A 25,724-nucleotide genomic window follows, 5' to 3' on the forward strand; every position below is an offset into this window, starting at 1 on the left:
ATATATTACGGCCTCTCGTCTCTTGACATTCATATATTTCTAGATAAGATAGAGTACAATTGCTGTATAGTTCAAAAAGACATATACAATAAATAATAGCAGGGAGGCACATATGAAACATCTGGTTGAGTTTCCTCTGGAAGAAGGAGGGAGCATCTTTATCGAAGTGGATGAGCCCGAGCAAGAGGGCACTATTCAAGTAGGGCGTGGAGATACCATCGCCAAAGCAAAAGAAACGCTGGAAGAGGCGTTCAACCATGTCTTGCCAGCCACGAAAAGTATTGTCGAGAAGTTACGGAATATCGGGAACAAACCAGATGAAATCGAGATCAGCTTTGGCGTGAAATTGAGTACCGCTGCTGGGGCCGTCATTGCCTCAGCCAGCGCCGAGGCGAATTTCGAGGTGACGGTGCGCTGGACGGGAAAACAGGAAGAAACATTATCTCAACCCTCATCGGCGGATTCATAGGCACCAATATCGCAGGCATGCTTTGATCCATCTGGTCGCTTCATGCCACGCTGATCTGTGGTAATCGTTTCTATATTGTCAAAGGCGTCAGTGAACGTAATATGACATGTATTCAGAGGGACAGTCTCAATGGCTGGACTCCCTGGTAATAACGCGAGCGTTTGCGTAGGCCCACCGTTGTTACGAAGTGTAGTATCGAGCTTTAGGCTCGCTGTTGTCACTTGCCTATCAACCTTTTTATCCAATCCAGTGGTTCCAGCCATGTCTGTAAGCAGATTATAGCCGTCTGAGATCAGCGCTCCTGAAATGTCAGGGCCGTGAGTGGCTGTATTCGCAGCAATAATGTTGCCGCTTATTCTCACCTGATTAGCACCCGGGTCGTTGCAGATACCTCCACCGAAGCTATCCCCACTGCTGCTTTCTGCCTTGTTGTGCAAGAAGGTGCTTTCAACGACCGTCAGCTTGCCCTCATTGTCGATGCCCCCTCCTTTATTTTGCGTCGTGCCGCTTAATGAGTTACCGGAAAAGGTGCTGCTGCTTACCATCATCGCGCCTATATCAGCGTTAAAAATACCTCCACCGAAGCTCCCCCCCTTACTGCCTACTGCTGTGTTCTGTGAAAAAGTACTCCCAACGACTGTCAGCTTGCCATCATTGCCGATACCTCCACCCAGGCCAGATTGCCTGCTATTCGACGAGTTACCGGAGAAGGTGCTATCGCTCACTGTCATTGTACCTGTCTGATAGTTTTGGATACCTCCACCGAAGCTGTTGCCACTGGTACTGACCGCTGTGTTCTGTGAAAAAGTACTCCTAACGATTGTCAGCTTGCCCGAATTGTCGATGCCCCCTCCTTGACCTTTCGTACCACTTGATGAGTTACCTGAAAAGGTGCTGTCGCTCACCGTCGCCGTACCTATCTTAGCGTTGTAGATGCCTCCGCCGAAGCTATCGCTACTACCACCGGCGGCTGTGTTCTGTGAAAAAGTACTCCTAACGATCGTCAGATTACCCGAATTGGCGATGCCCCCCCCGTCACCATCCGCACTGCTTGATGAATTGCCTACGAAGGTGCTGTCACTCACAGTCATTGTACCCATCGAAGCGTTGTAGATGCCTCCTCCACCGAAGCTATCGCTACTGCCACCGACGGCTGTGTTATGCGAAAAAGTACTCCTAACGATCGTCAGCTTGCCCTCATTCTCGATAGCTCCACCCACGCCCGCTTGATCGCCATTTGATGTGTTGCCTGCGAAGGTGCTGTCACTCACCATCATTGTACCTGTATCAGCGTTGAAAATGCCACCACCGAAGCTGGTGTTACCAGCTGAGTTACTATTGTTTGAGATGATACTTTGTGTTATTGTCAGAGCACCTTTATTTTCGATGAATGCATATATAATCGTCTGGCCGTTTTTAAAGCTCAAGCCGGCAAGGGTAAGTGTGGCGCCGAGAGGCACGATGATATGCGTATCGCCGTCCCTGGCTCCACTGATAGTTAATTGGCCCGCTCCTGGACCCTGAATAGTCAGGTGTTCGCCGGTTAAAAAACTCAGAGACTCTTTCAGAGCGATGGTTCCGTGCAGGCCCTGAGCAAAACGAATCGTACTCTCTGTCGGAGCATTCTCGATGCAATAGCGTAATGATCCATAGACATTGTCTTCGAGCGTCGTGACGAGCGTTGGATCAGGGTGTATCGCACGGTTGAATGCCACAAACCATCCTGCCGTGACAAGCGAAGAGATCAGCAAAATCCCGACAACGACGATGCTTGCAAATTGTAGCGTTTGCTGAGCTGCGCTTGCCTGCAGGAATGCTGCTTCTTGCTTATTTGGCCTGTTGCGACTGACCCAGCCTCGCGCTTCTTTGAATTGCACACCACGATAGAGTCGGTCTCGGGGTCGCTTCTGTTGCTCCCATTCAGTGACATCTTCACTCAAAGACTCCTGGAACAGGATATCAGCACGCGCCGCCTGTAGCCAGGCGGTGAGGCTTTTCCATTCGCGAATGAGCACCTCGTGGCTGACTTCAATCGTGTGGATGCCACTTACCCAGTTACTCGTCAGCAGCCGAGCTCGTATAAATCGCTCCAGAGTCTCTTGTATCCGTCGTGTCCGCGTTGAATCAGCTTGCTCAAACTCATTGTACTGTGCGCGTCGTCGTGTGGTATCTTGCTCGGTGATTCCTGGATGGATCAACCGCAAAAACAGATCGCGGGCGGCCTCTCGATGCTCATTGGAGGGCAACCCCTGATAGACCTCTTCTGCGTACTGAGACAAAGCTCCTTTAACCTCACCCATCTCATGATAGGCACGCAGGGTTAACTGATGTCCGTCGCGGCGGTGCACCAGTTGATCCAACGTAAATTCCAACAGTGGCAAGGTCCCGCTTTGCCCTTCAACGGCAAAGAGCACTTCCTCAATTAGCCCTTCCTCAAAGGTCAGCTGTACCTCTGGCAAATGCGCAGGTCCTTCAATGACACTGCGCAACTCGTTTCTCCCCATAGGCAGCACAGAAATATGATGCTCATCAATCAGCCGATACAATTCAGGATATTGCATCGGTCGATCATACAAATCCGCTCGTAGCGTGAGGATGACAAAGAGAGGATCGCGCGGCTCTGTGACCGCTGTCACGAGTAGATCAAAGAACTTTCGCCGTTTCGCTTCGTCAGTCGTGAGCGTAAAGACCTCCTCAAATTGGTCAATGAGCAAGATTGCCCGCTGCCCTGGCTTGCTGACCAGTTGTGTTGCGAGCAGATGGAGGCCTCTGGGTACATTCTCTTCCACATTCTCATGCAACTCAGGAAAACTGGTATCAGGAAAGTGTGGCTTGAGCGCGATGAGGAGCGCTTCGAGCGGATCAGTGCCTGGGATAATAGGATCTAAGTAAATCCAGTCCTGACTGTTGGGGATGCCTCCCGCCCGTAGATGGGGAACGAGTCCAGCCATTACCACGCTCGATTTGCCCGAACCGCTGACTCCCAGCACTGCCAGCAGACGCACGACATACTCTCCCTCCTGCTCTTTGGTCAGCGCCTCTTCTATCGCTGTTGTCAATGCATCGACCTGGGCATCACGCCCAAAGAAATCACGCGTGTCGACCTGGGTAAAGGGCTGAAGTCCCTTATAAGGATTACGTGAGACGGAAGGCCGAGGAACAAGCTGAGGCCAGGAGCTGACCAGAACATCAGAGGGGATAGCAAAGGCTGTCTTTGTCGTAGCTGCTTGACTGGCAAGCGTGATCATACCTACAACACCTTGTAATTGCTCATCCCACACCGGAGCACCGCTGAAACCAGACATGATAGGAAAGCCCGGAATCTTGATGTCTTCTAGTTGAATTAATCTAGTCCCTTGCCGTCCTAAGAGCCGCCCAGTTGCCCAGACACCATCATCGTAGCCGCGTGGAAAACCTAGAGCTCGGAAGGAATGACCCCAGACTTTGTCCGCCTGAGCCAGGTGAGTCGGCTTCGCTCCTGCAGGTGGCTCATTGAGCAATTCCAGCACAACGATATCACCCTGACTATCGCTTTGTATAGGAAGCCATAAGACGACCCTGGCAAGAAGAACTGTATGCGAGACAAGTTGTGAAAAATCGAGTTGCACCTGTGATGACAAGAGACTATCAGTATCGTCCTCATAGCCAAGCGCTTGTGCGACCACATGAGCACACGTGAGTATGAAGCTTTCCCCAACGAGAAAACCAGCCCCAACAACCTCTCCATCTTTCGAGTGAATACGCACCAATGCAGCATCTATAGTTTCTTGCATAGCAAGTAATCTCCTTGCCGGTGGTTCTCTTTGCTCCCAATTATCACAAGCAATAGATTTTTTTAATAAAATGGCTCATATCTTACATAGAATTACAATCTACTATTTATCACCCATAAGAATATCACAAATTCTAGATATATGAAAGCTAGATATATGAAAGTAATATATTACATCTCATATATCTACATAACCACAGATAATAAATGAAAAAATTCGTGCATGCGATCTCCTGATTCGCAATAAACCAATCCATGAGCGATATTTTGAGTCCTCCTTATAGCCTCAACCGTGAACAAAAGAGAAAATGGAATTCATTTATATGTTTTTAGTCTACAAGGAGGTCTCTCATGGCCGTCACAGTCACTGAATTAATCGTTTGGATCGTTATTGCTGCAATTATCGGTTTTCTGGGTGAATTAATTGCCGGGCGACGTGCGCCTGCTGGCATCCTGGGTTCAATCATGGTTGGTCTGTTCGCAATTTTCCTGATCGTGGGCTATTTCCACTTTCACATCGTAGGCGAACCTGTTATCGAAGGGGTACCGCTCGTCAGTTCAATTATCGCCGCCATCATGCTCGTCGTCGTCTGGAGCAGCGTCGCTTCGTATCGTCGCATTCGCTAAGCGATAAGCATCGCATCGACCCTGCCAGGCAAACCAGGCTTAGCAGGGTCACTTTTATGTTCATAATAGCAAAAAATGATAGTGTCGTATTCACCTACGTATAGCATAACAGAGAGGCCGCAATCTATCTCCTCATTGAAATGTTCTGCTGCACCAGATCAGCAGTGTGCACCATTTGACATATTGTGATATAATATGTCAAACTATACACTACATTTCAGTTTAACATGCATTTTGTAGCTATGAATATGCAATGTTACGCGGTTAGCGTCTCTTAGTGGCAAAGACAGTACCCATCAGGAGAAAACGCATGACCCAAATTTTTCTGGCCTTTACGCAGAAAAATATGGCCGTTGCAGCCGAAATTCGTCGTTGCCTTTACGCAGATGGATACATCATCTGGTATGATCCACAGCACTCTGACCAACAGAATCTCTTCTTGCGCCGTGCCATTGAGAAAGGTATCCTGGGCAGTGCCGCGCTCGTGCTTGTTTGGAGTAACGAGGCTAGCCAGGATGAATGGTTAGCCCAGCAGCTCCTCTTCGCACAACGGATACGTAAGCCTATCTTCACAGTACAGCTTGATACAGTAGCCTTGTCTGACATTACGCTCCAGGAGAGATCACATACTTGGAAAGAAAATGGTGTAGAGACTGTGGCAACTCTACGTATGTTCCCAGATTTTCCGGTGGCGCAAGGCAGACACCCATTGTGGCATTTGTATGAGCAAGCCGCACATGAGCATCTGCTTGCTCGCAAAGAAGCAATTGCTCAGGCCGCCATCTTGCTCAAACAGGACCAGTATCGAGAGGAAATCCTATCTTTACTGGAATATCTGTGCGAGTCTGACTTGATGATGGGAGTGCGCGAGAAGGCAGAGGAGATACTGCAGGCTGATGCAGCCGCACACTTGATGAAGGCGCAAACGTCAGGCGAGATTCTCTTAAGCAACGCGCCGTTGGCGGAATCTGAGACCACAATCACGCTGGATATTGTAAGTGAAGAAGAGGTGCCGCGTGGAGAAGGAAAAAGGCAAATCACTGAGGGTAAAATTACATTAAATCCTCAAAGTGTACATATCTATGTACTTCCTGATCCACTGGAAAGAGGAGCACCATTGGTACAAGCAGTCAAAGGCACCGTGTCTACTTTTTACCTGATCTTCATGCCCTTTTCGCTTCATGCAGCGTTGGGGAAAAACTATTATCAACGGGTAAAGTTTTCTGTGGAATTGACTACTCCAGGAGCTCTGGCCTTTGACCTCTTCCCAAAAAATATTACTACGCCGATCAATAGCCCAACATTTTATACCATCTCTTCTCATCTGAGGATCGAAGAACTAAATGCCTCTACAAATCAAATAGGCGTACCGATTTCATTCCCCCCTCTTTATCCGCACATTACATCCTTTGGAGAAGGTGAACAAGAATTTTACTGGCTCTATCATGGAGGCAGGCAACAAAAGGAAGTCCCCCCAGAGACAAAGCATGTCCTGGTTGTATTGCGCGTCCCTCGTGAAACCTCAGAAGTGTCTGGAAAGATCAAGTGGAATGTAGAGGTGTGCAAATCTCTGTTCGGCCTCTGGCGAAGTAGAGACTGTAAAGAAAATGTCTTACCATTTCACTGGCAATTAGATGAAACGGTTTCTGCGTTGCCTGTCAGGCAAAAAAAACGCTCGCAGGTAAGATTAAACATCTTCTACATGTATGCTCCTCAGGATACCGCGCTGCAAAGAGAGTTGGAGAAACACCTCTCGGTATTGCGGCGCAGGGGATGGATTGAAGAATTACATGCGTACAATGTAAATGCAGGACGGCCTCGTGCTGAAGTCACTGATCTCCTTGCACGCTCCCAGCTGATCTTATTACTGATCAGTGCTGATTTACTGGCCTCTGATGAGTTTTATGAACAGCAACTTAGACCAGCACTCCAAATGCAGAATGAGGGAAAAGCATGTGTTATCCCTATTCTACTGCGTTCCATAGATTGGCAGGAGACACCTTTCAGCCATCTGGTTGTACTTCCCAGAAACAAAAAGCCTGTTGTGGAGTGGCGTAACCGCGATGATGCCCTGGCAGAAATTTCCAGGGAGATACGAGTTGTAATCGAGCAAATGCTATCAGTGAGAGGAAAGAGCACAACGGCATTAGAATTGGCTCTTACCCATCCCCACCCAAATTTGGAGCAACTTCAACCGTAGCATTTCGCAGACACACGCGAAAAGTAAGGAAGAGGATCCAGTGGAACTAATTCTTACACATCAAACACGTACCCGTATCACGGTACACTGTGATGGCAAATTTTCTCATGGCTTTCAACTCCCCCCGTTACAATCCTTTGACGCAACGGCTTCTCAAAGCCATCCGATCGTTTATGGTATAAAGCTCTATGATGCACTATTTCCTCTTGCCAGTCTGGCACGAAGTATCCTTGCGGCCGGAGGAACCCGGCTAGTGCTGGTTATCTCAGATGGAGACATTGATGCTATTCCCTGGGAATATGTCTATGGGCCGGATGGCTTTCTCGTGCTTAAATATGCCTTCGTGCGTAGTCTACCAGTCGACCAGCGTCTTACCCCTACCACATTAGCTGATACTATGCGTATCGTTGCTATCCCTGCACATCCACTTAGCCGCGATCTCGCCCCACTGAATATTGAGGAAGAGTGGCTGCGCCTCCGGGAGGTTGTCGAAGAGCTCCCTTATGCCATCACGCTGGAGCGAACGCGTCCACCGACCCTGGAGAGGACACGTCATTTATTAGCCAACCATACAGGACAGATCATCCATTTTATGGGGCATGGAGGACAAGAAGCACAAGGAGCTGTGCTCTGTTTTGAGCATGAAAATGGAGATGTACAAAAAATTACGGCCAGGGAACTAACACAACGTATCCGTGATACTGTCTTCCTCGTTGTGCTCAATGCCTGTGCCAGCGCGGCGCCAGGTCCAACATCTTTTAGTAATCTTGCTTTTGCTCTGGTTCGACAAAAGACGCCTTATGCTCTTGGCATGCGTCTAAGCATTAATGACGCAGAAGCCAGAATTTTCTCACGCACTTTTTATAGTGAACTTGCTCGCGGTATTGCGGTGGAGGAGGCACTACTCCAGGCACGCATTGCATTAGCTGATACATCTAATCCTTTCTTAATCGGCATCCCAGTGCTTTATACCTCTTTGGCAATACCAACACCAGGTTTTCTCTTGCGAAGTGGTAGAGCAGAGATAAGGGACAATCAACCTCTCATTGATCTCAGTGCCTTGCCACACATTGAGGGTTTGTTTGAGGGGCGTCAAGAGGAACTCAAAGCGCTAGGGCACTTGCTCGCAGGTGGCGAACGAGCACGCCTAATCACTATTCACGGCCCAGGAGGACAGGGGAAATCGGCGTTGGCACGTGAGGCGGCGAAACGCTTTGCATATGCATGGCCGGGTGGTGTCTGGGCAACCAATTTGGAGCAGCTACCCGATCGAGCAGCAGTTGTCACCGATCTTGCACGTTTTTTGAAAATAGATACACAGGAGACAACAGATCAGCAAGCGTTGGAGCAACGTATTTGGAATAGCCTGGCGCAAAGACGTACATTGCTGCTCATCGATAATGCGGATGCACTGGTTGAAGCAGTTAGCAGGCATGATACTGGTGCATTAGAACTAGCAGCCTTGCTTCGCCAGTTGCCTGGACCAACTGTTAGCTTACTTATTACCTCTCGTGTGCTGCTCGATTGGGATAATCAGCAACCATTAGAACTGAGAGGACTTACAGATGAAGACGGATACGCATTTTTCCGTCGATGCGCACCGCAACGTGCGGCTGAAATCACCCAACCTCTGGCAGAGCAACTAAGTCGTAAAGTTGAGGGACATCCACTGAGTCTACGGCTACTCAGTGGCGTTTTTAATAACAGCACGGTGTCTCTCCCACAGTTCATCCAGGAATATGAAGCGCATCTTCTCAGTGCAGAGGATACCTATCAACACGTAGAATATCGCCATCGCAAGCTTCACGCCTGTATTGAGATAAGTCTCAATACGTTGGATAAAGAAACATATACCTTGCTAAGCAGGCTTTCCATCTTGCATGCACCATTCCAGGCAGAGACAGCCGCAATGATACTGGATACGGTTTCCCCCACCACTGAAAACAATCATACAACACATCAAGCTTTCTACGATCACTTGCAGCGACTCTGGCAACGTGGCTTACTCAGCAGGCGACATATCCCAGTGCAAGAAAAGATATTGGAGTTCTATTCTCTCTGGCCAGTAGTACGGCTTTATGTCGAACGCGATCTGAATGCTTCATCAGAATACCAAGAACTGCTGAGGCGTTTTGGCAGCGCATATGCTCACCTGAGTTCTGAACTCTACAGAAATTTGGGAAGTAGTCCTACAGCCACAGTGATTGCGCAACAAGTTCGCGCGGATCTTGAGCGTGGTTGGATCTATACAACAGGAGAAGAGCAGATCAATTATCTGATATCCTGGGGGTGGATCACACATTACCTGGGTGCCACTCATCAAGGTTTTATCCTGCTCGAACAGGCTCTAGAGCTTGTGCAGGGAAAAGATCAGCAGCAGACACTACACATATTTCAATACCTGGCATCGATGCATGCACTGATAGGGCAGCAGCAAGAGGCACTTCTCTTCTATCAGCAAGCATTACCAATAGCACAAGAAATGGGCTATCGTGCAGAAGAGTTAACTATCCTGGTGGGTATTGCAGCTCTTTATAGCCTGAGCGGAAAAAGGCAAGAGGCCCAAGTTCTTATGGAACAGGCGTTATTGATTGCGCGTGCGTTGGACGATCGAACAGGAGAAGTGGCTATCCTCCATACCATGGCCGTCATAGACGGTGTAATAGGGAAACCGCAAGCGTTGCTTAACTCCGTCACCCAATTTTTATCCCCTTCAGAGAAGCTGGATGTACATGCTTCAGAAGATGCAACACTGCTGGCAAATATAGCTATGGCATATAGCAGTGTGGGAAAAAGACAAGAAGCACTCTCTTTTTATGAACGGGCATTATCGATCATACGTGAAGGAGGGAATCGCGCCATGGAGGGGCGTATTCTCAACGGCATGGCACTTGTCCTCAATGGAATGGGACAGAGAAAAAAAGCGTACGCACTCTATGAACTGGCGCTTCCTATCCATCGAACACTGGGAAACCGTGTAGATGAAACCATTACGCTCTCCGGCATGGCATTGATCTACGATGAGCAGGGGAAATCCCAGGAGGCGCTTGATCTCTATCAGCAGGTTTTATATCAGACACGCGAACTAGGACAACGAATTGGAGAGGCATCGACATTAAGCAACATGGCATTGGCATATGAGCATGTTGGAAAGGTAGAGGTGGCGCTGACCACTTATCAGGAGGCGCTTCCTATCCAGCGTGAGGTACGTGACCGACAGGGAGAGGCCCGTACGCTTAATGGTATAGCAGGAATATATCACCTGCAAGGCAAGAGGCAAGAGGCTCTGAACTTCTATGAACAAGCTTTAGCTATCAGGCGCAAGATCGGAGATAGAACAGGCGAGGCGAATACACTCAATAATATGGCCCTCGTGTTTGAAGAAAGCGACCAACTACAACAAGTGCTTCATCTCTATGAAGAGGCGCTACCCATCCGGCGTGAAGTAAGTGACCGGGCGGGAGAGGCGGTAACTCTCCTTAACATGGCCAGTGTGTATAGTCAGATGAAACAGCCACAGAAAGCGCTCACACTCTATGAAGAAGCGTTACCCATGATGCGTGAGGTAGGTAATCGGCAAGGGATATCTACCATTCTTGCAAATATCATACAGCTGCATAGCCAGTCTGGACATGTGCAAGAGGCACTAACATGGTGTGAGGAAGCGTTACCTATCGTAAGAGAGATAGGAGATCGTCAAGCGGAGTCATTCATCCTTATCATGATAGCAGGCGTGTACAGTCAAGCAGGACGCAGGCAAGAGGCAATTGTACACTATAAAGAGTCCCTACCCATCTTTCGTGAGCGAGGAGATCATAAAGGGGAGGCGATGGCTCTTACCAAATTGGCCGAGATATACACCCAGCAAGGCAATTTATTAGAAGCTCTTCCACTGTATCAGCAAGCGTTCCCTTTTATACAAGAATCAGGCAACCAGGTAGAGAAAGCTAAAGTTCTTTCGAGCATGGCACATATATATAGAGATTTAGGAAAATCACGGGAGGCACTGACCAACTATCAACAAGCGCTATCTGTCATACGCGAAATGGGGAATCGTAGCGAGGAGGTCGCAATCCTTATAGACACAGCATTCGTCTATACCACGATGAGGCAGCCACAGCAAATCATTCTCCATCTTGAACAAGCGTTGCGTATATGTCAGGAGGAAAAAGACCGTAGCCGAGAGGCTTTCTGCCTCCACGGAATCGCCTTTGCTTACAGCCATATGGGAGAATCTCAACGAGCCTTGGAGCTTTATCAGAAAGTTTTACTGGCTGAGCAAGAACTGGGGAAGTACGCCGAAGAAGTATCTACCCTTTCCCGTATGGCAGAGATTTATCTCCACATAGGACAGCCACAGCAAGCTCTTATTCAATATAGCGCAGCGCTTACAGTGCAACAAAAAGCTGGCGACCGTGAGGGAGAAGTGATAGTGCTGAATGATCTGGCAAGGCTCCACAACCAAATGGGGCAACCACAAAAAGCGTTTGCTTACTACGAGCAAGCCTTAGCCATCGCACGCCAGGAGAAAAATTATTTGGGGGAGTTCAAGACTCTTAATAGCTTGACAGCTTTCTATTCTTCACAGAAGCGCCTGAATGATTCTCTTACGACGATGCAGCAAGCTTTTGCGCTCACCACAAAGATATTACAACCTGAAAAGATGTTACAACCAGATGGAGGGATTGCTTACAATTTTGGCTTGCTTCAGCAACTTTCGCAGCAGATGAATCGTCCCGGAGCGGAGTCAAATCGGGATCAGTTTATGAAACAAGATAATTTACAGGATGTGACGAAACTTCTGAGTGAACAGCTCCCAAAGATACTACAGACTATACGCCAGAGCATACCGGCTATGCCTGTCACCAATGAGTTAATAGAGCTCGTTGAACCAGATACTAAGAATCTCGCACAAGATATAGCTGATCTCTTTGCAAAACGCATGGAGCAATCCCTGGATACAAAAAAAATATTCGCCACTCCACATGCTTCAACAGGATCTCTGGCCGAGCAATTTCGGGATGTTGTTGACACTACAATTCTGATCATGACAGAACGGAAAGAGCAACATTCTGAATGGCGTGAGAAAGTAAGTATGATGTGTGATTTCTTTCTAGAAAAAGGGACTGATTGGCAGCTTGAGATAGATTTTTTGACTGCAATCCTGGGTATCCTTGACGGTGAGCATCCTCTACTCCCAGAACAACATCCTTATGCGCAGTCACTGTCCGATATCCTGAAAGGTATTGGTAAATAAGAGCCATCCCTTGTCCAATAGCCAAAAATAGCATACTCTTTTAACAACAGGCTTGCTCGCTCTGGCGAGTAAAATAAAGAGAGATTGTTGTGTGCGCGAATTGCGCAGCAATCTTTTTGTTATCGACCACACTAGAAGGATGCGCCACCATGTTTGAAGGAAAGAGACAAGGTCTCCTTTTTCTGATCACGCCCGCTACCGATAGCCTCCAGGCTCTCCTACCACAAGTACAAAAGTTGTATCCTGATCTTGCGCCAGCTTCCCTGGATCAAAGCAGCGTGGAGCACAGCATACGCACGCAACAAGATACCCTGGCTATCTGTAGTCCACGTGAGGGAGCACGCTGGCGCAAGAATTATCCCGACAACGTCGTTCTGCTGTCACATGTCTCCGATGATACCGCTGGCGTCGGCGACTACGTTGACTATGTTCTGACTGGCGCTACGTTCGTTGAACAGGTGAACGGGATCATAGTAGCGGAGCGCAGCCGCCGCGAAGTCATCAATCGGCGTAGCGCCGGACGTCCACGGCATAGCTTTGACTATACGGCAACGGCGTATGTATTGAGTGAGGATAATAATCAGGTGCTGATGATCTTGAAGTCAGATGGTCGCTGGTTTCCTCCTGGAGGCCATGTCGAAGAGGGAGAGTATCCTCACGAAGCGGTCGCACGCGAGGTACGCGAGGAGACTGGATATACGGTTCGCTTTATCCAACAGCCGGATGGCGTCGGCACCGAACTGGGAGATGCAAGCCTCTTACCAGTTCCCTATCAGATCCTGCTAGAAGATATCGACACGCATTATCATCACGACTTCATTTATCTCTGCCACATCGTGGGCGAGCGGCAAGCCAGCGCCGAGTTCGAGGGACAGTGGGTCGAGCTGGCTCGCGTACCTGATCTACCCGCCCCCGACGATATCCACTTTACAACCCAACAGATCTTAACACTCTTCAAGTAGCGTCGTACGCTTGCGTACGATGTCCCACTCGACGTACGTAACGTATCATCTCGGGTATCATGCGCTAGCAGGCGTTATCGTACGAGAAACTGGGACATCGTACGCAAGCGTACGACGCTACGATTGGTGTTGTATTTCCGGGGTGCTTCTACGTTTATACAGACAGGTTAACTTTGTCAAAGGCGGTTGCGAATCACATGAATCAGAATCTCGATCAGGATCAGACACGCGCTAAACTTGTCCAATTATTCAGCTATATTCAAGCGTTCAACCATCTGCAAAATCCGGTTCAGCGTGATATTGCCTCTCAGCCCTGGACGCTATGGTTTCAGAGCCTGCCGCATTACCCATCAATCCAGATTGGCATCCCGGCACTGCTACGCGAGCTTTCTTCCGATGAGCAAGTTGTCGATGGAGCGGAGACAAGCGAGGCTTTCCTGCTCAAGGTGAGACGGTCTATATTCACTGCGCCGCCTGAACCTCCAAGGGAGGTGGCTCCTTATCTGAGAAATGGCTGGAATGATCCGCAAAAAGATCTCTCCTTTGATCCTCGGATCAGGGCGAATCCCGTACTCAATGAGCAGTTTGAAGCCTGGGCACAAGATTATCACATCTGGGCCAATCAGGAGCGTCCGGCACGTCAGGCCCAGCAGGTCTTTGATCGACTCTATGAGCTCCACACGCAACTTGAGCGCGAGTTGGAACAGTTGGAGTTGATGGTCGGCGACGGTATCCTCCAATGGCATACACGCCAAGATATTATGATCAACCATCCAATCTTGCTCATGCGGGTACAGCTCCAATTTGATCCCCAGATACCAGAATTCACTATCAGTGAAACGGAGCAGCCGCCAGAGTTCTATAGCGCTCTCCTGCAAGGTGTCGCCGAAGTGCAGGCTCGTAACGTCAGCCTGATCCGGCAGGATTTTGAAGCGCAGCGCTGGCATCCGCTGGACACCGATGGCACGGCGTATTTCTTTCAACGCATGATCCATCATCTTTCCTCCAATGGACAGTTTGTGGCCGATCAGACATCTATCCAACCGTCGTCAACTGATCCCTGGCTCTTTCGCCAGCCGGTGCTATTTGTCCGCAAACGTATTCTCGGTTTTAGTACCGCAATCGAAGCGATTTTAGAGGATATCCCTCAACGGGCACAACTGCCCTATGCGCTGACCAGCCTGGTAGGTATCAGCGCCCAGCCAAATAATCCGCAACGAAATGGCACGCAGCAAGGACCATCATCGTCGCAGACGCATCCACTCTTCTCGCCCAACGGAGAGGATGAGCATATTTTATTGAGTAAGCCCGCAAATGCGGAGCAGCTCGAAGTTGCGCAAAAACTTGAGCAGTATGGAGCGGTACTGGTACAGGGACCTCCTGGAACCGGCAAGACCCATACGATTGCCAATCTGCTCGGACATCTCCTCGCGCAGGGAAAAAGTGTCCTGGTAACCAGCCATACCTCCAAGGCGCTCAAAGTTCTGCATGAGAAGATCGTACCGCCGCTCCAGCCTTTATGCGTGAGTATGCTGGAAGAGGATAATCGCAAGCAGATGGAGCGCTCCATCGATGCGATCACTGAACGCCTCTCGTCCGAGAATGAGCAGCGTCTGGAGTGGGAGGCGGCACAACTGATACGTCAGCGCATCAACATCATCCAGCAGATCCGCCACGACCGCGACGAGATGAAGCTGGCACGCAGTAGCGAATACGAGACAATCTCCGTAGATAAGCTACGCTATACGCCCTCAGAAGCCGCTCGTTACATCGCCGCCAATACCAGCGTCGGCTGGCTACAAGATCCAGTCACCTTAAACGCGCCACTGCCGCTTTCCCCACAAGAATTCGTAGAGCTCTATCAGACCAACAAGACTGTTTCGGTCCAGGATGAACAGGATATCATCCAAGGTCTACCAGATATACAGAAGATCCTGGCACCCGAAACCCTGGAACAGCGTCTGCGAGAGATAGAAGCTATCCAGAAAGCGCAGAAGCAACGCCAGCAAGAAGAGCTTGGCTACCGCAGCGATCTCTGGCGACCAACCGTACAGGGACAGACACTGGCATCATTTCAGGCGCTCCAGACGCAGCTAGAGAATGCGCTCTCTTTCTTCAATGATGAGACTCCCTGGCGTCTGGCCGTGATCCAGGCAGGACAGGAAGGTGGCATGAGCCGTCAGATCTGGGAAGAACTGATCGCAAAGATTGAGCAGACGTATAAGCTGGCACTACAAGCTACATCCCTGTTGCTTGAATATGATCCATTTATCCCCGATGACTGCCTGCCTGATCGCATCGAGCGGGTCTTGCAGGACATGCTTGACTATCTGGATAAGGGCCACAAATTACATGGCGTGATATTAGTGATGCACGCGGATTGGAAAACGGTCGTCCATCAGGCGCAAGTGCAGGGACACGCACCAGAAAGCAGAGAACATATCCAGGCATTACTCGCGCAAGTCTCTCTAAAGAGGGCTCGCAAGGAGCTGATTGGACGCTGGCAGCGACAGATCACGCCGCTGGGCGCTCATGATGCCATGGCTCTGGGACAGCAGCCTGAGGCCATCTGTCATCAATACGTCAACCGCTTGCAGCAATGTCTGGATTGGTATCAGAGCGTCTGGCTCCCGCTGGAGAATCAACTCAGACAACAGGGATTCCTCTGGGAGAAATTACTCTCAGAGTTGCCTTTAACGGTCGCCGATCATCATCCGATCTTGAAGCTGCGCATCGTCGTGCGCGAATATCTGCCAACCTTACTGACAGCCGAAGAAAAACGTCGCGTCTATACCTTCAACGACAAAAAGCTGCGTGACTTACAATCTACCTTGCAACGTATGCTCGCCGGAACCGTCTCGACGCCTCTGGTAAAGCGGATACAAGCTGCCGTCGAGCAGCGCGATCTGAAAGAATATGCTGCCTGCTACGCATATGTCATCAGGTTATATGAGCGCCAGAAAGAACAGCAGAAACGCTCGGTTTTACTGGCAAAATTGGAGCGTGCGGCACCGGCCTGGGCGGCAGCTATCCGCGTGCGCCAGGATATGCATGGAGAGGCTCAGATACCGGAGATCGATGAGGCGTGGCGCTACAAAAAGTTACAGGATGAGCTCAATCGCCGCACCAGCATCTCGCTGCAGGACGTCCAGGAGCGCCTGGCGAGTAATACGCAAAACCTCCACATGATCACATCCGAACTGGTGGAGAAGAAAGCCTGGGCCGCTCAGATCAGGCGCACGACGCTGGAACAGCGTCGCGCCTTGCAGGGCTGGAAGGAACTGATGCGTAAAGTCGGCAAGGGGACAGGTAAACGTGCTCCTCAATTGCTGGCAGAAGCGCGTCAACTCATCCCGACCTGTCAGACGGCCGTGCCAGTCTGGATCATGCCATTGAGCCGCGTGGTACAGAACTTTGATCCGCGTCAGAATCGCTTCGACGTCGTGATTATCGATGAGGCCAGTCAGGCAGACATCAAAGCGCTCACCGCCATCTACATGGGAGCGCAGGTCGTTGTCGTAGGAGATCATGAGCAGGTCACGCCTCTGGCCGTAGGACAGAATCTCGATGACATCGATAAGTTGATCCGCGAGTACCTTGAAGGGATTCCTCTGAAGGAACTCTATGATGGCAAGCTCTCCATCTATGGCTTGACGATGACAACCTTTCAGCCGGTCTGTTTGCGCGAGCATTTTCGCTGCGTCTCCCCGATCATCCAGTTCAGCAACAACCTCTCGTACGACGGCAAGATCAAGCCGCTGCGCGATGATAGCGAGGTGCAGATCCGCCCGGCGACAATCGAATATAACGTCCATGGCACCGCCAACAATCTGGCCATCAACGAAGAAGAGGCCATCACCATCACGTCGCTGGTCGTGGCCGCCAGCGAGCATCCCGAGTATCACAACGCCACCATGGGAGTGATCTCTATGCTGCGCGAAGAGCAGGCGTTGCGCATCGATACGCTCCTACGTCGCTACCTGCCCGCCACAGAGTACGTACGTCGACAACTGCTCTGCGGCACATCGGCTCAATTCCAGGGCGACGAACGCGATATTATGTTCCTGTCGCTCGTCACATCCCCTCAGGGAGACGGTCCCTTGATGCTGCTCGACGAGGATGCTCGCGATGCGACGGCAAAGAAACGCTACAATGTCGCCGCCAGTCGAGCACGTGATCAAATGTGGGTCATCCACTCCTTAGATCCCGACCGCCATCTCAAAGATGGGGATATTCGCAAGAAGCTTATTCTGCACGCCAGAAATCCTCGCAACTTTGCTCATAATCCGGACGACCAGGAGCCGAGAACAGAGTCGGAATTTGAGCAGCAAGTGCTCAAGCAGTTGTCAGCGGCTGGCTATCGCGTCATTCCACAATGGCCAGTAGGCGCTTATCGCATCGATCTGGTGGTCGAGGGCAATAATAAGCGTCTGGCGATCGAATGCGATGGCGACCGTTGGCAGCCTATCGAAAAATTAGAGGCCGATATGGCCCGGCAGGCCATATTGGAACGTCTGGGCTGGCGCTTTGTACGTATCCGAGGAAGCCAGTTTTTCCGCAATCCAGAGAAAGCCATGAAGCCTGTCTTTTCCCGCCTGGAGGCGCTAGATATCCTACCCGAAGGTGCGGCAAATAGCAACGGCATCGAAGATCAAAATGATCAGGTCCTCATGCAAAGCGTGATCCGTCGCGCAGCAGAGCTACGTCAGTTGTGGGCAGGTCCCCGCTAAGAGTAAAACGCTACTTCAGTTATTCCTCTCTCATGTCCGGTATCCTCTTGCAGAGAAAGCGGGTCTTTTCTACAGTAAGAGAAAATCGGAGATACAAAGGCGAGAGGGAATCATGGAAGCACTTGACTCGCTCGTGAGAGCGGTACAGGAAGGCGACGCGGAAGTCTTCAATCAGATTGTCGCACGTTTTCAAGATATGGCCTGCGCCAGCGCGTATGCCATGGTAGGAGATAGACAGTCCGCTGAGGATGTCGCGCAAGAGGCATTTCTTGACGCCTTTCTCAATTTGGGTAAACTACGCGAGCCAGCAGCGTTTGCCAGCTGGTTCCGCACGATCATCTTCAAGCAAGCAGATCGTCTGACGCGAGGCAAACGTCTGGCCAGGAGTCCATTGGAAGATGCAACCGACCTCCCTATCGGTGGCTCCAGTCCGACAGAAATCCTCGAGACAAACGAGATGCGGGAACAAGTCCGACGCGCAATCGCTGCGCTTCCCGAGCGTGAGCGCCTCGCCGTTGTACTCTTCTATGGCACTGGCTACACGCTCAAAGACATTGCCACCTTTCTCGACGTCCCGGTAACGACCGTCAAAAAGCGACTCTATACCGCCCGCCAGCAACTCAAGGATGAGCTAATTGATCTTACCCGTGATGTCCTACAGGAGCAACGCATCTCAATCACTGACACCTTTCCCACCAGGGTGCGCCTGCTGATTGCCGCCAGGCTGGGCGATGGAGATGCCGTCAGGAATTTACTGACGCGTAGTCCAATGCTACTCAATATGAAATGTGAGCCCAACGAAGCAAAACGGCACGCCGGCATCGCTATCAGGCCAGGTCTGACAGCTCTACATGAGGCAGCCATGAATAATCATGTGGCAGTGGCACGCTTGCTTTTCGACTATGGAGCTAACTGTAATGTCCGTACGAGCGCTGGTCTGACACCACTCCATGGAGCTGTGCTTAATCACTGTCATGAAATGGCTACCTGGCTGCTCGTACATGGAGCAAATGCAGAGCTACCGCTCTTTAATGGATTGACCGCCCTACATCTGGCAGCGATCAAAAGCGACGTTGCGATGGCACACCTGCTCATAGAGCATGGAGTGATCATCAACTGTAGAAGTCTCCACGCACGCACGCCTCTCCACTGGGCAGCGATCAAAGGTCACGCCGGGATCGTTCAGCTACTACTGAAACATGGAGCAGATCAACACGCGCGCGATATCACCAGACGTACTCCTGGAGATTGGGCGCTTGACAGAAAAAACGAACAGATAAGCACTCTTTTGCAAGAAAGGATCACACAATGAAAGCTAACATGATACCCGTCGGACCGGCTGTACTGGGACGCGTCCTCAACGCCAGCGGCGAGCCACTTGATCAAAAAGACGCACTTGATGCCGCACCATCTCTGCCACTTTATATACCAGATACGCTCAATCCAATTGCTCATGCCACTCCTGTACGCTTGCTAGAGACAGGCATCAAGGCGATCGATTTAATGGCTCCGATAGCTCACGGGAGCATCGTTGGCATGAACGCAGGCTTCGCAATGGGCAAAGATGTCGTGATGGAAGAGATTATGCACAACCTGATTACACGACATCAGGCCGTGATTGTGATCGCTGGCATGGGCAAGACAGTCTATACGACCAGCGCCCTACGCGATATGATCCGGGACATCGAGGCTGAAAATCAGATAACCATGCTCTTCGAACAGACAACCGATCAGCTAGCGCCACGCCAGCGACTCCTGCACGCCGCAATGACGATCGCGTTGCACTTTCAAGATACTGGTCAAGAGACTGTGCTTATTCTGGATGATCATCTGATCACGTCAGAAAGCATCACGGAAGTACAACGCTTCGCAAATGCCAAAGGCATCACCACCATAAGGTTTGCTCCCATGAGCGAAACCATCCTGCCGGTGCCGAAAAATATACTCCAGGCTCTCGACGTACAATTATGGTTCAGTCAGGAACGCGCCACACAGCATCTCTGGCCAGCACTAGATCCGCTCGCCTCACGTTCACGCCCTCTGGAAGATAAGATCGTCAGCACAGAACATCAATCGATAGCCAATCGCGTGCGCAGCGCCTTACAGAGCTATTACGAATTGCGGACACGTGCAGAGAACGAAGTACTCTCCACAGAAGATCAGCAGCAACTCAAGCGCGGCAAGGAGATAGATCTCTTTCTCACACAGCCATTTACCGTCGCCGAGGCATATAGCGACTTACCCGGCACCTATTCGACCATCGAGGAGACAATCAATGGCTTCCGAGATCTGCTCGATGGACACCAGTAATGCATCCAGTTCTTGAGTATTCCATAGTTGGATGCCTAGTGCCAAGGGTTATCTCGTTGTTTAAGGAGGCTCTGGGAGGCTTGGGGAGCCGAACATGGTGCATGAATTGCAATTATGTCTTTATATACCGCAAATGTAGCACGGGGGGTTTACGCCCCTGTGAGGTGCCCATGCCACTTATGTATCATGTTCAGCTTACAGATCCTCCCTGACAATATGATCAATAGAGGATATTTTGCGCTATGGGATCTCACAGAGGCGTAAAACCCCCGTGCTACATTTGCGGTATATAAAGACATAATTGCAATTCATGCACAAAATTTTTGAAGAAAAGATCGTGATCGCTTACGTTCGCACCTATGGGTTTTACGCCCCTGTGAGATCCCATAGCGTCAAAGGCCCTCCATCAATCATATCGCCAGGGAGGCTTGGGGAACCGAACATGGTACATGAGTGGCATGGTCACCTCACAGGGGCGTAAAACCCCTGTGCTACATTTGCGGTATAGCATGCAATAACATATCATACCGGTGACAGAAAGTTCTGAGCGTTAAATGTGCCACCAAGGACATCTTTTGACGAGGCTCCCATCCAGCGATCGAGGACTGTGGCGTAGACGGAACGGAAATCGACGGTATATTTCAGGTTGCCATTCTGATCCAAGCTTTTCAGATCGGGTGGCTCACCAAAGATGCCTTTGTTGACCGCGTTGCCCAGTACGAACATGGGAGCGGCTGTGCCGTGATCCGTCCCGAGGCTGCCATTCTCCTCGACGCGTCGACCAAATTCGGACCAGGTCATCACGACGACATCATCGACTTTGCCATGCTGTGTCAGATCGTTGTAGAAAGCAGAGAGGCCATCGGCGAGGGTCTTCATCAAGGCTGCATGAGTCTGCTGCTGATGGGCGTGCGTATCGAAGCCACCGAGCGTCACATAGCCAACACGCAGACCTAATCCCTGGACGATCGCTTCGGCCAGGACTTTCAGGCCGGCGGCAAAGGGGTTGTCGGGATAGGTTACAGCGGATTTATAGGCTGCATCGGCTTGCTTTAGCTGCTTGACGCCTTCTTGCGCGTCGAGAGCGGTCGTATCGAGCAGGGCGGCGTAAGGTGAGGATTTGGGATAGGTGTTGTACAGGTTCATGAGTGCCTGAACGCGAGCGTTACCGCCATCCTTATCCATAGGATCGGGTGTGATGCTGTAGGATTTGGTGGAGCTCAGTGTCGGCACGGGCTTCGAGATCGATGACAGCGCCAGCGAGGTCTGCACGCCGATATTCATGGCGTTGAAGGGATGTCCATCCTGATCGACCATGCCTGAGACCAATTTGCCCAGCCAGCCCTCGCGGCCGGTACCGTTGAGATCAAGCGTCTGCCAGATATCCATCGCCTGGAAGTGCGAGAGGCTCTGATCGGGATAGCCTACTCCTTCGACGATCGCCATATGTCCGGCATCCCAGATGTTTTTGAGCGCCGACAGGTTCGGATGCAGTCCCAACCGACTATCCAGATGCAAGACCTGATCCTCGGCCACACCGATCGTCGGACGCATCTGCCGATACGTGGCATCGGCATAAGGAACGACCGTATTCAGGCCATCATTGCCGCCTGCAAGCTGCACAACGATCAGGGTTCGATTGGAGGACGCCTGCGAGAAGCGTGCGCCTCCCAGCGATAATGATTGCGCTGAGGCGACTCCACGGCTAAAGATAGCAGGCATCACCATACCAGCAGAAACCACCAGCATCCCATCGCGCAGCATCGCTCTACGAGAAAGTCTCATCACACATCCCTTTCTTTAATTTAAATGATATTCAGGTAATGACATCATCAGGTAGAGCGTTCCACGCACTTTGTTCAGTGGATAACTCTGACCATTCGTCAGGCTCACGCGAGCTTTGCTCTGATCTTTGGTGTTGAAGTAGTCGACGAGTTGCTGCTTACGCTGCGCCGTCAGATTACCATCCAATAAAAACGAAGCGAAGTAATCGACGAAACGCTCGGGTGAATCCAGATGATTGGTGTCGATCAGCTGCTGAAGGTTGACCAGCGGTGTCGTCGATCCCTGGGCGACACGACTGCGTAGCAGATAATCGATATAGTTCACACGAGCGATCCACGTCCCGCTATTCAACCAGAGCGCGCTTGTCTTATCGCCCGGCCAGCCTGCCACGTTCGGGGGATTAAGCAGCGTCTGGCCCATGATCGTTGTCTGGCGCGGCAGATACGCTCCGCTACCGCTAACATTTAAGTTGCGATAGGCTCCTACAGTAAACTCGACCGGAGACTTGACCCGGTTACGATATGCCTTCGTCGAGGTAAATTGTGGCGAGAGCAATAAAGCTTTCATCACTGCGCCCATGTTATGTTTGCTACTGGTATACGCATCGACCAGCGGCTGGAGATCCTCTTTACTAGGATTCTCATACGCAAAGAAGGTGAAGAGCTTGTTGCAGATGAACCAGGGGGTCGCGGGATGATTGGCGAGCAGGCTAATGACATCTTTATAATCTAGTTGGCCAGTGCGCCCCAGGTAGGTGAGCGTATCGGTCGTGTGCTGCTGCGACAGATAGTGAGATTGCGTCGTATGACCGATCACGTGCCAACCGGTCAGGGCCAGCGCTCCATTATGGACATCCTGCTGCGTATACTGGCCAAGTCCCAGCGTAAAAAGCTCCATCGCCTCACGCGAGAAGTTCTCGTTCGGTGACTTCCTGGTGCTGGTGGTCAGGTCAAGATAGACCAGCATCGCAGGATCGCTTGTGATGCCTGTCAGGATGTTGTCAAAGGTGTCAAAAGCATGCGTGCGCAGAAACTGATTCTGTACCATCATGCGCTCAAACGCCTGTGCGCCACCCACCTTGGTATAGCTACTGACAAAATGTCCATGCCAGAACAGCGTCATCTTCTCCAGCAACGGACGCTGTGTCCAGGCCATCCGCAAGAGCCACCAGCGCTGCTGATCAGCGATTTTACTCAGATCGAGTTTGAGAGTGGAGATCTTTTGTTCCAAGGCATCATCGGGCACCGACGAATAATTGATCAGTTTCTCGACGGCGTCGCTCAGCGCCAGCGAGGCGTAGGATGACGTTTCCACAGGATTGATCCCAAAGCCAACGCGCCGCATGAGATGTCCTATCTGTGCCTGAGCATCCGCAGGACCGTTTCCTCCAAGAACATCGCTATGGCGATCGCGCAACAGCTCCACTGCACCCACCGCCAGACTCCCAGCAAAAGCAGTCCCACCGACGCCGGCCGCCACTCCCAGCAGAAGCTTACGGCGGGAAAATCCACCTGAAGGCCCGGCGTTATTCCTTGAAGTATCAGCCAGCGGAACTGGAGTCGGCGCACCCGAGTTTCCACCACCACCATTCATCGACACCGTTGGCTGATCATGCTCATGTATATCCATTACTGGCATCTCCATAATTCTAATCGTCAGAATAAACGAAGAATCGCTCATCTTATCCAGCGTGCATGCGCTAAAAAGCTATTGTTAAAGCATTATATGTCAGAAGTTAAAGTGTCAGGGCACAAAAAAGAACCAACATGCTGTTTATTCAAGTATATCCTTGAGCGACCTTCCCTTATCATACTGGTAAGAAGTTAAGAAAATCTCAAGATACCGTCCGGATTTGATCTATTTCTGCTAGTAGCCTGGCACAGGGGATGGCATTTCGCACAGAAATAGAGTATGCTTTTTCAAGAACGCATAGCGCGGAGAAAGCAGATAGCGACAATTGTGCCACTACAAAACAAACAGAGGCAACATCCACCATCCCCTTCAAGGAAGACATGGAAAATAAGTTTAAGCTCCCATTTATAGGTCACAAAGACGCCTTACCTGATAAGCCATCGGAGCTTGTCCAGATCATCATCGTGATCAGCTCAGGCATCCTCTCATCGACCGCCATCGCCACCGTGCTCAAAGCCTGGATCGACAATCGCAAGACGACTCTGACAGTGCAGATCGATGGAGACAACAAAAAATTGGAGTATCAGGGTCATCATCTCAGCCAGGATGCGGCAGCCATCCAGAACATCGTGGATAAGATGAGCGAGGAGAGCAAAGTTATCTCAGCCACCAGCACGGTTACAATCGAGCTGACCGACAACGAGCCAAAAGAGGAGTATGTGCTCGAAGCGTCCAGCATCCAGGAGCAGACACACCCCGAACCAAACCAGCAAGCCATCGCCATACAACAGCCCTCGCTACTCAAGCGCATCTTGCCGGCCCGGCGACAAAAGAAGTCCGCTGCGAGCGACATGTATATATGAAATATCAGCAGCGCACAATACCAGATCCGACACAGCTTAGAGTTGGAGCTCCCAGGTCTCGCCAACAAGATCATGTCCATAACTGTGATGGGCTTCCTGAGCCACCAAATTGAAGCCTTTTTTCTGGTAGATATGCCGTGCTTCAAGCAAGTTGCTATTGGTCCAGAGAATCAATTTATGATAACCACAACGACGTGCGAAGCGAATACACTCCTCCACGAGACGATGTCCCAGTCCCATACTGCGAGCTTCGGGCTCGACTAATAAGAGCCGGAGTTTCGCCACCGTCTCGCTACTTTGCACAACGAAGACAGAGCCAACGATCTTCCCATGCATCTCCGCAATCCAGCAATGCTCGCGTGCGGGATTGTAATTCTTAATGAAATCAGCGACAATCTGAGCTACCAGCGCCTCAAAATGTTCATCCCAGCCATATTCGGTGGCGTACAGATGGCCGTGACGATGGATGACCCAGCCCATATCTCCAGGCTGATGAGAACGGAGAAAAAAAGGTCCAGAATATTTCAATCCGCTGGTAAGAATACTTTCAATCGTCTGCATAGCTTGCAGCAAATTGTGCTGATCATCGGTACTTAGCTCATTCAATAGCTCCAGCACCTCATCGCGTGAGCGCTGATCAAGCAAGGCAAAGGCATCTTGTCCCTGCGAGGTCAGACGTAAGAGACGCTGCCGCCCATCGTTGTGAGCGCGTACCTTCTCAATCAATCCCTGTTGTTCGAGGCGGGAGAGAAGACGACTCAGGTAGCCAGCATCAAGACCTAATTCGCGGCAGAGATCCGAGGCCGTTACACGCTCGCGATGACCAAGTTCAAAGAGAATGCGCGCATCAGTCAGAGAATAGGGGCTGTGTAGGAGCCCTTCCTGCAAGGCTCCAATTTGTCGCGTAAAAAAACGATTGAAATGTCGGACCGCACTGACCTTCGCGTCAGGAGTGTCAATCAGCATACTGCACATCCTTACTTGACAAAAGCAACTAACTTCTTTTTTTATAACGTATAATAGTTGCCCTTGTCAAGTAAAAACAGTGAAGGAACGACATTAACGAGCCTCTGCAAGGTTCTCTGTTCTATGCTTGAACCAGGATTCGTGTGACATT

General features: G+C 50.6%; 13 protein-coding genes. 9 read left to right on the forward strand and 4 right to left on the reverse strand.

The features are described 5' to 3' along the window. Positions 1 to 112 precede the first annotated feature (112 nt). Positions 113 to 469, forward strand: coding sequence for a CU044_2847 family protein (locus AC27N8_RS06140; protein ID WP_487065009.1), 357 nt, complete (start codon positions 113 to 115; stop codon positions 467 to 469). Here AC27N8_RS06140 and AC27N8_RS06145 read toward each other — a convergent pair. Further along, positions 445 to 4,242 carry an nSTAND1 domain-containing NTPase gene (locus tag AC27N8_RS06145; RefSeq protein WP_487065011.1) on the reverse strand — a complete coding sequence of 1,266 codons (3,798 nt, stop codon included), beginning with the start codon at positions 4,240 to 4,242 and terminating at the stop codon, positions 445 to 447. The two genes, AC27N8_RS06140 and AC27N8_RS06145, sit on opposite strands and share 25 nt — an antisense overlap. A 350-nt stretch (positions 4,243 to 4,592) precedes the next feature. Here AC27N8_RS06145 and AC27N8_RS06150 point away from each other — a divergent pair, with 350 nt between their 5' ends. From AC27N8_RS06150 to AC27N8_RS06180, 7 genes are all read left to right on the forward strand, one after another. Next, positions 4,593 to 4,868 carry a transglycosylase gene (locus AC27N8_RS06150; protein WP_487065013.1) on the forward strand — a complete coding sequence of 92 codons (276 nt, stop codon included), beginning with the start codon at positions 4,593 to 4,595 and terminating at the stop codon, positions 4,866 to 4,868. A gap of 310 nt (positions 4,869 to 5,178) precedes the next feature. Beyond that, complete coding sequence (locus AC27N8_RS06155) at positions 5,179 to 7,068, forward strand: toll/interleukin-1 receptor domain-containing protein (protein WP_487065015.1); 1,890 nt, start codon at positions 5,179 to 5,181, stop codon at positions 7,066 to 7,068. Between the two features lie 40 nt (positions 7,069 to 7,108). Beyond that, the gene (locus tag AC27N8_RS06160) at positions 7,109 to 12,325 is read left to right on the forward strand and encodes a tetratricopeptide repeat protein (RefSeq protein ID WP_487065017.1); all 5,217 of its coding nucleotides are present in this window, start codon (positions 7,109 to 7,111) and stop codon (positions 12,323 to 12,325) included. Positions 12,326 to 12,474: 149 nt separating this feature from the next. After that, on the forward strand, positions 12,475 to 13,287 hold the full coding sequence (locus tag AC27N8_RS06165) for an NUDIX hydrolase (protein ID WP_487065019.1): 813 nt from the start codon (positions 12,475 to 12,477) through the stop codon (positions 13,285 to 13,287). A 197-nt stretch (positions 13,288 to 13,484) separates the two neighbouring features. Further along, on the forward strand, positions 13,485 to 18,017 hold the full coding sequence (locus AC27N8_RS06170) for an AAA domain-containing protein (protein WP_487065021.1): 4,533 nt from the start codon (positions 13,485 to 13,487) through the stop codon (positions 18,015 to 18,017). A gap of 112 nt (positions 18,018 to 18,129) precedes the next feature. Continuing rightward, a complete protein-coding gene (locus tag AC27N8_RS06175; protein ID WP_487065023.1) occupies positions 18,130 to 19,329 on the forward strand; it encodes a sigma-70 family RNA polymerase sigma factor in 1,200 nt (399 codons plus the stop codon). Further along, positions 19,326 to 20,327, forward strand: a complete 1,002-nt coding sequence (locus AC27N8_RS06180) for a P-loop NTPase family protein (protein WP_487065025.1) — start codon at positions 19,326 to 19,328, stop codon at positions 20,325 to 20,327. The genes AC27N8_RS06175 and AC27N8_RS06180 overlap by 4 nt, the downstream gene beginning before the upstream one ends. 522 nt (positions 20,328 to 20,849) lie before the next feature. Here AC27N8_RS06180 and AC27N8_RS06185 read toward each other — a convergent pair. Together AC27N8_RS06185 and AC27N8_RS06190 are read right to left on the reverse strand one after the other, a co-directional pair. Further along, complete coding sequence (locus AC27N8_RS06185) at positions 20,850 to 22,112, reverse strand: DUF1501 domain-containing protein (RefSeq protein WP_487065027.1); 1,263 nt, start codon at positions 22,110 to 22,112, stop codon at positions 20,850 to 20,852. Between the two features lie 15 nt (positions 22,113 to 22,127). Beyond that, positions 22,128 to 23,741, reverse strand: a complete 1,614-nt coding sequence (locus AC27N8_RS06190) for a DUF1800 domain-containing protein (protein ID WP_487065029.1) — start codon at positions 23,739 to 23,741, stop codon at positions 22,128 to 22,130. Positions 23,742 to 24,124: 383 nt separating this feature from the next. On the opposite strand from AC27N8_RS06190, the gene AC27N8_RS06195 reads away from it, so the two are divergent. Beyond that, on the forward strand, positions 24,125 to 24,607 hold the full coding sequence (locus AC27N8_RS06195; RefSeq protein ID WP_487065031.1) for an effector-associated constant component EACC1: 483 nt from the start codon (positions 24,125 to 24,127) through the stop codon (positions 24,605 to 24,607). A 36-nt stretch (positions 24,608 to 24,643) separates the two neighbouring features. On the opposite strand, the gene AC27N8_RS06200 is transcribed toward AC27N8_RS06195, so the two are convergent. Continuing rightward, positions 24,644 to 25,573 carry a bifunctional helix-turn-helix transcriptional regulator/GNAT family N-acetyltransferase gene (locus AC27N8_RS06200; protein ID WP_487065033.1) on the reverse strand — a complete coding sequence of 310 codons (930 nt, stop codon included), beginning with the start codon at positions 25,571 to 25,573 and terminating at the stop codon, positions 24,644 to 24,646. Between the last annotated feature and the right edge of the window lie 151 nt (positions 25,574 to 25,724).

It is taken from the genome of Dictyobacter sp. Z7_2 (assembly GCF_057551105.1).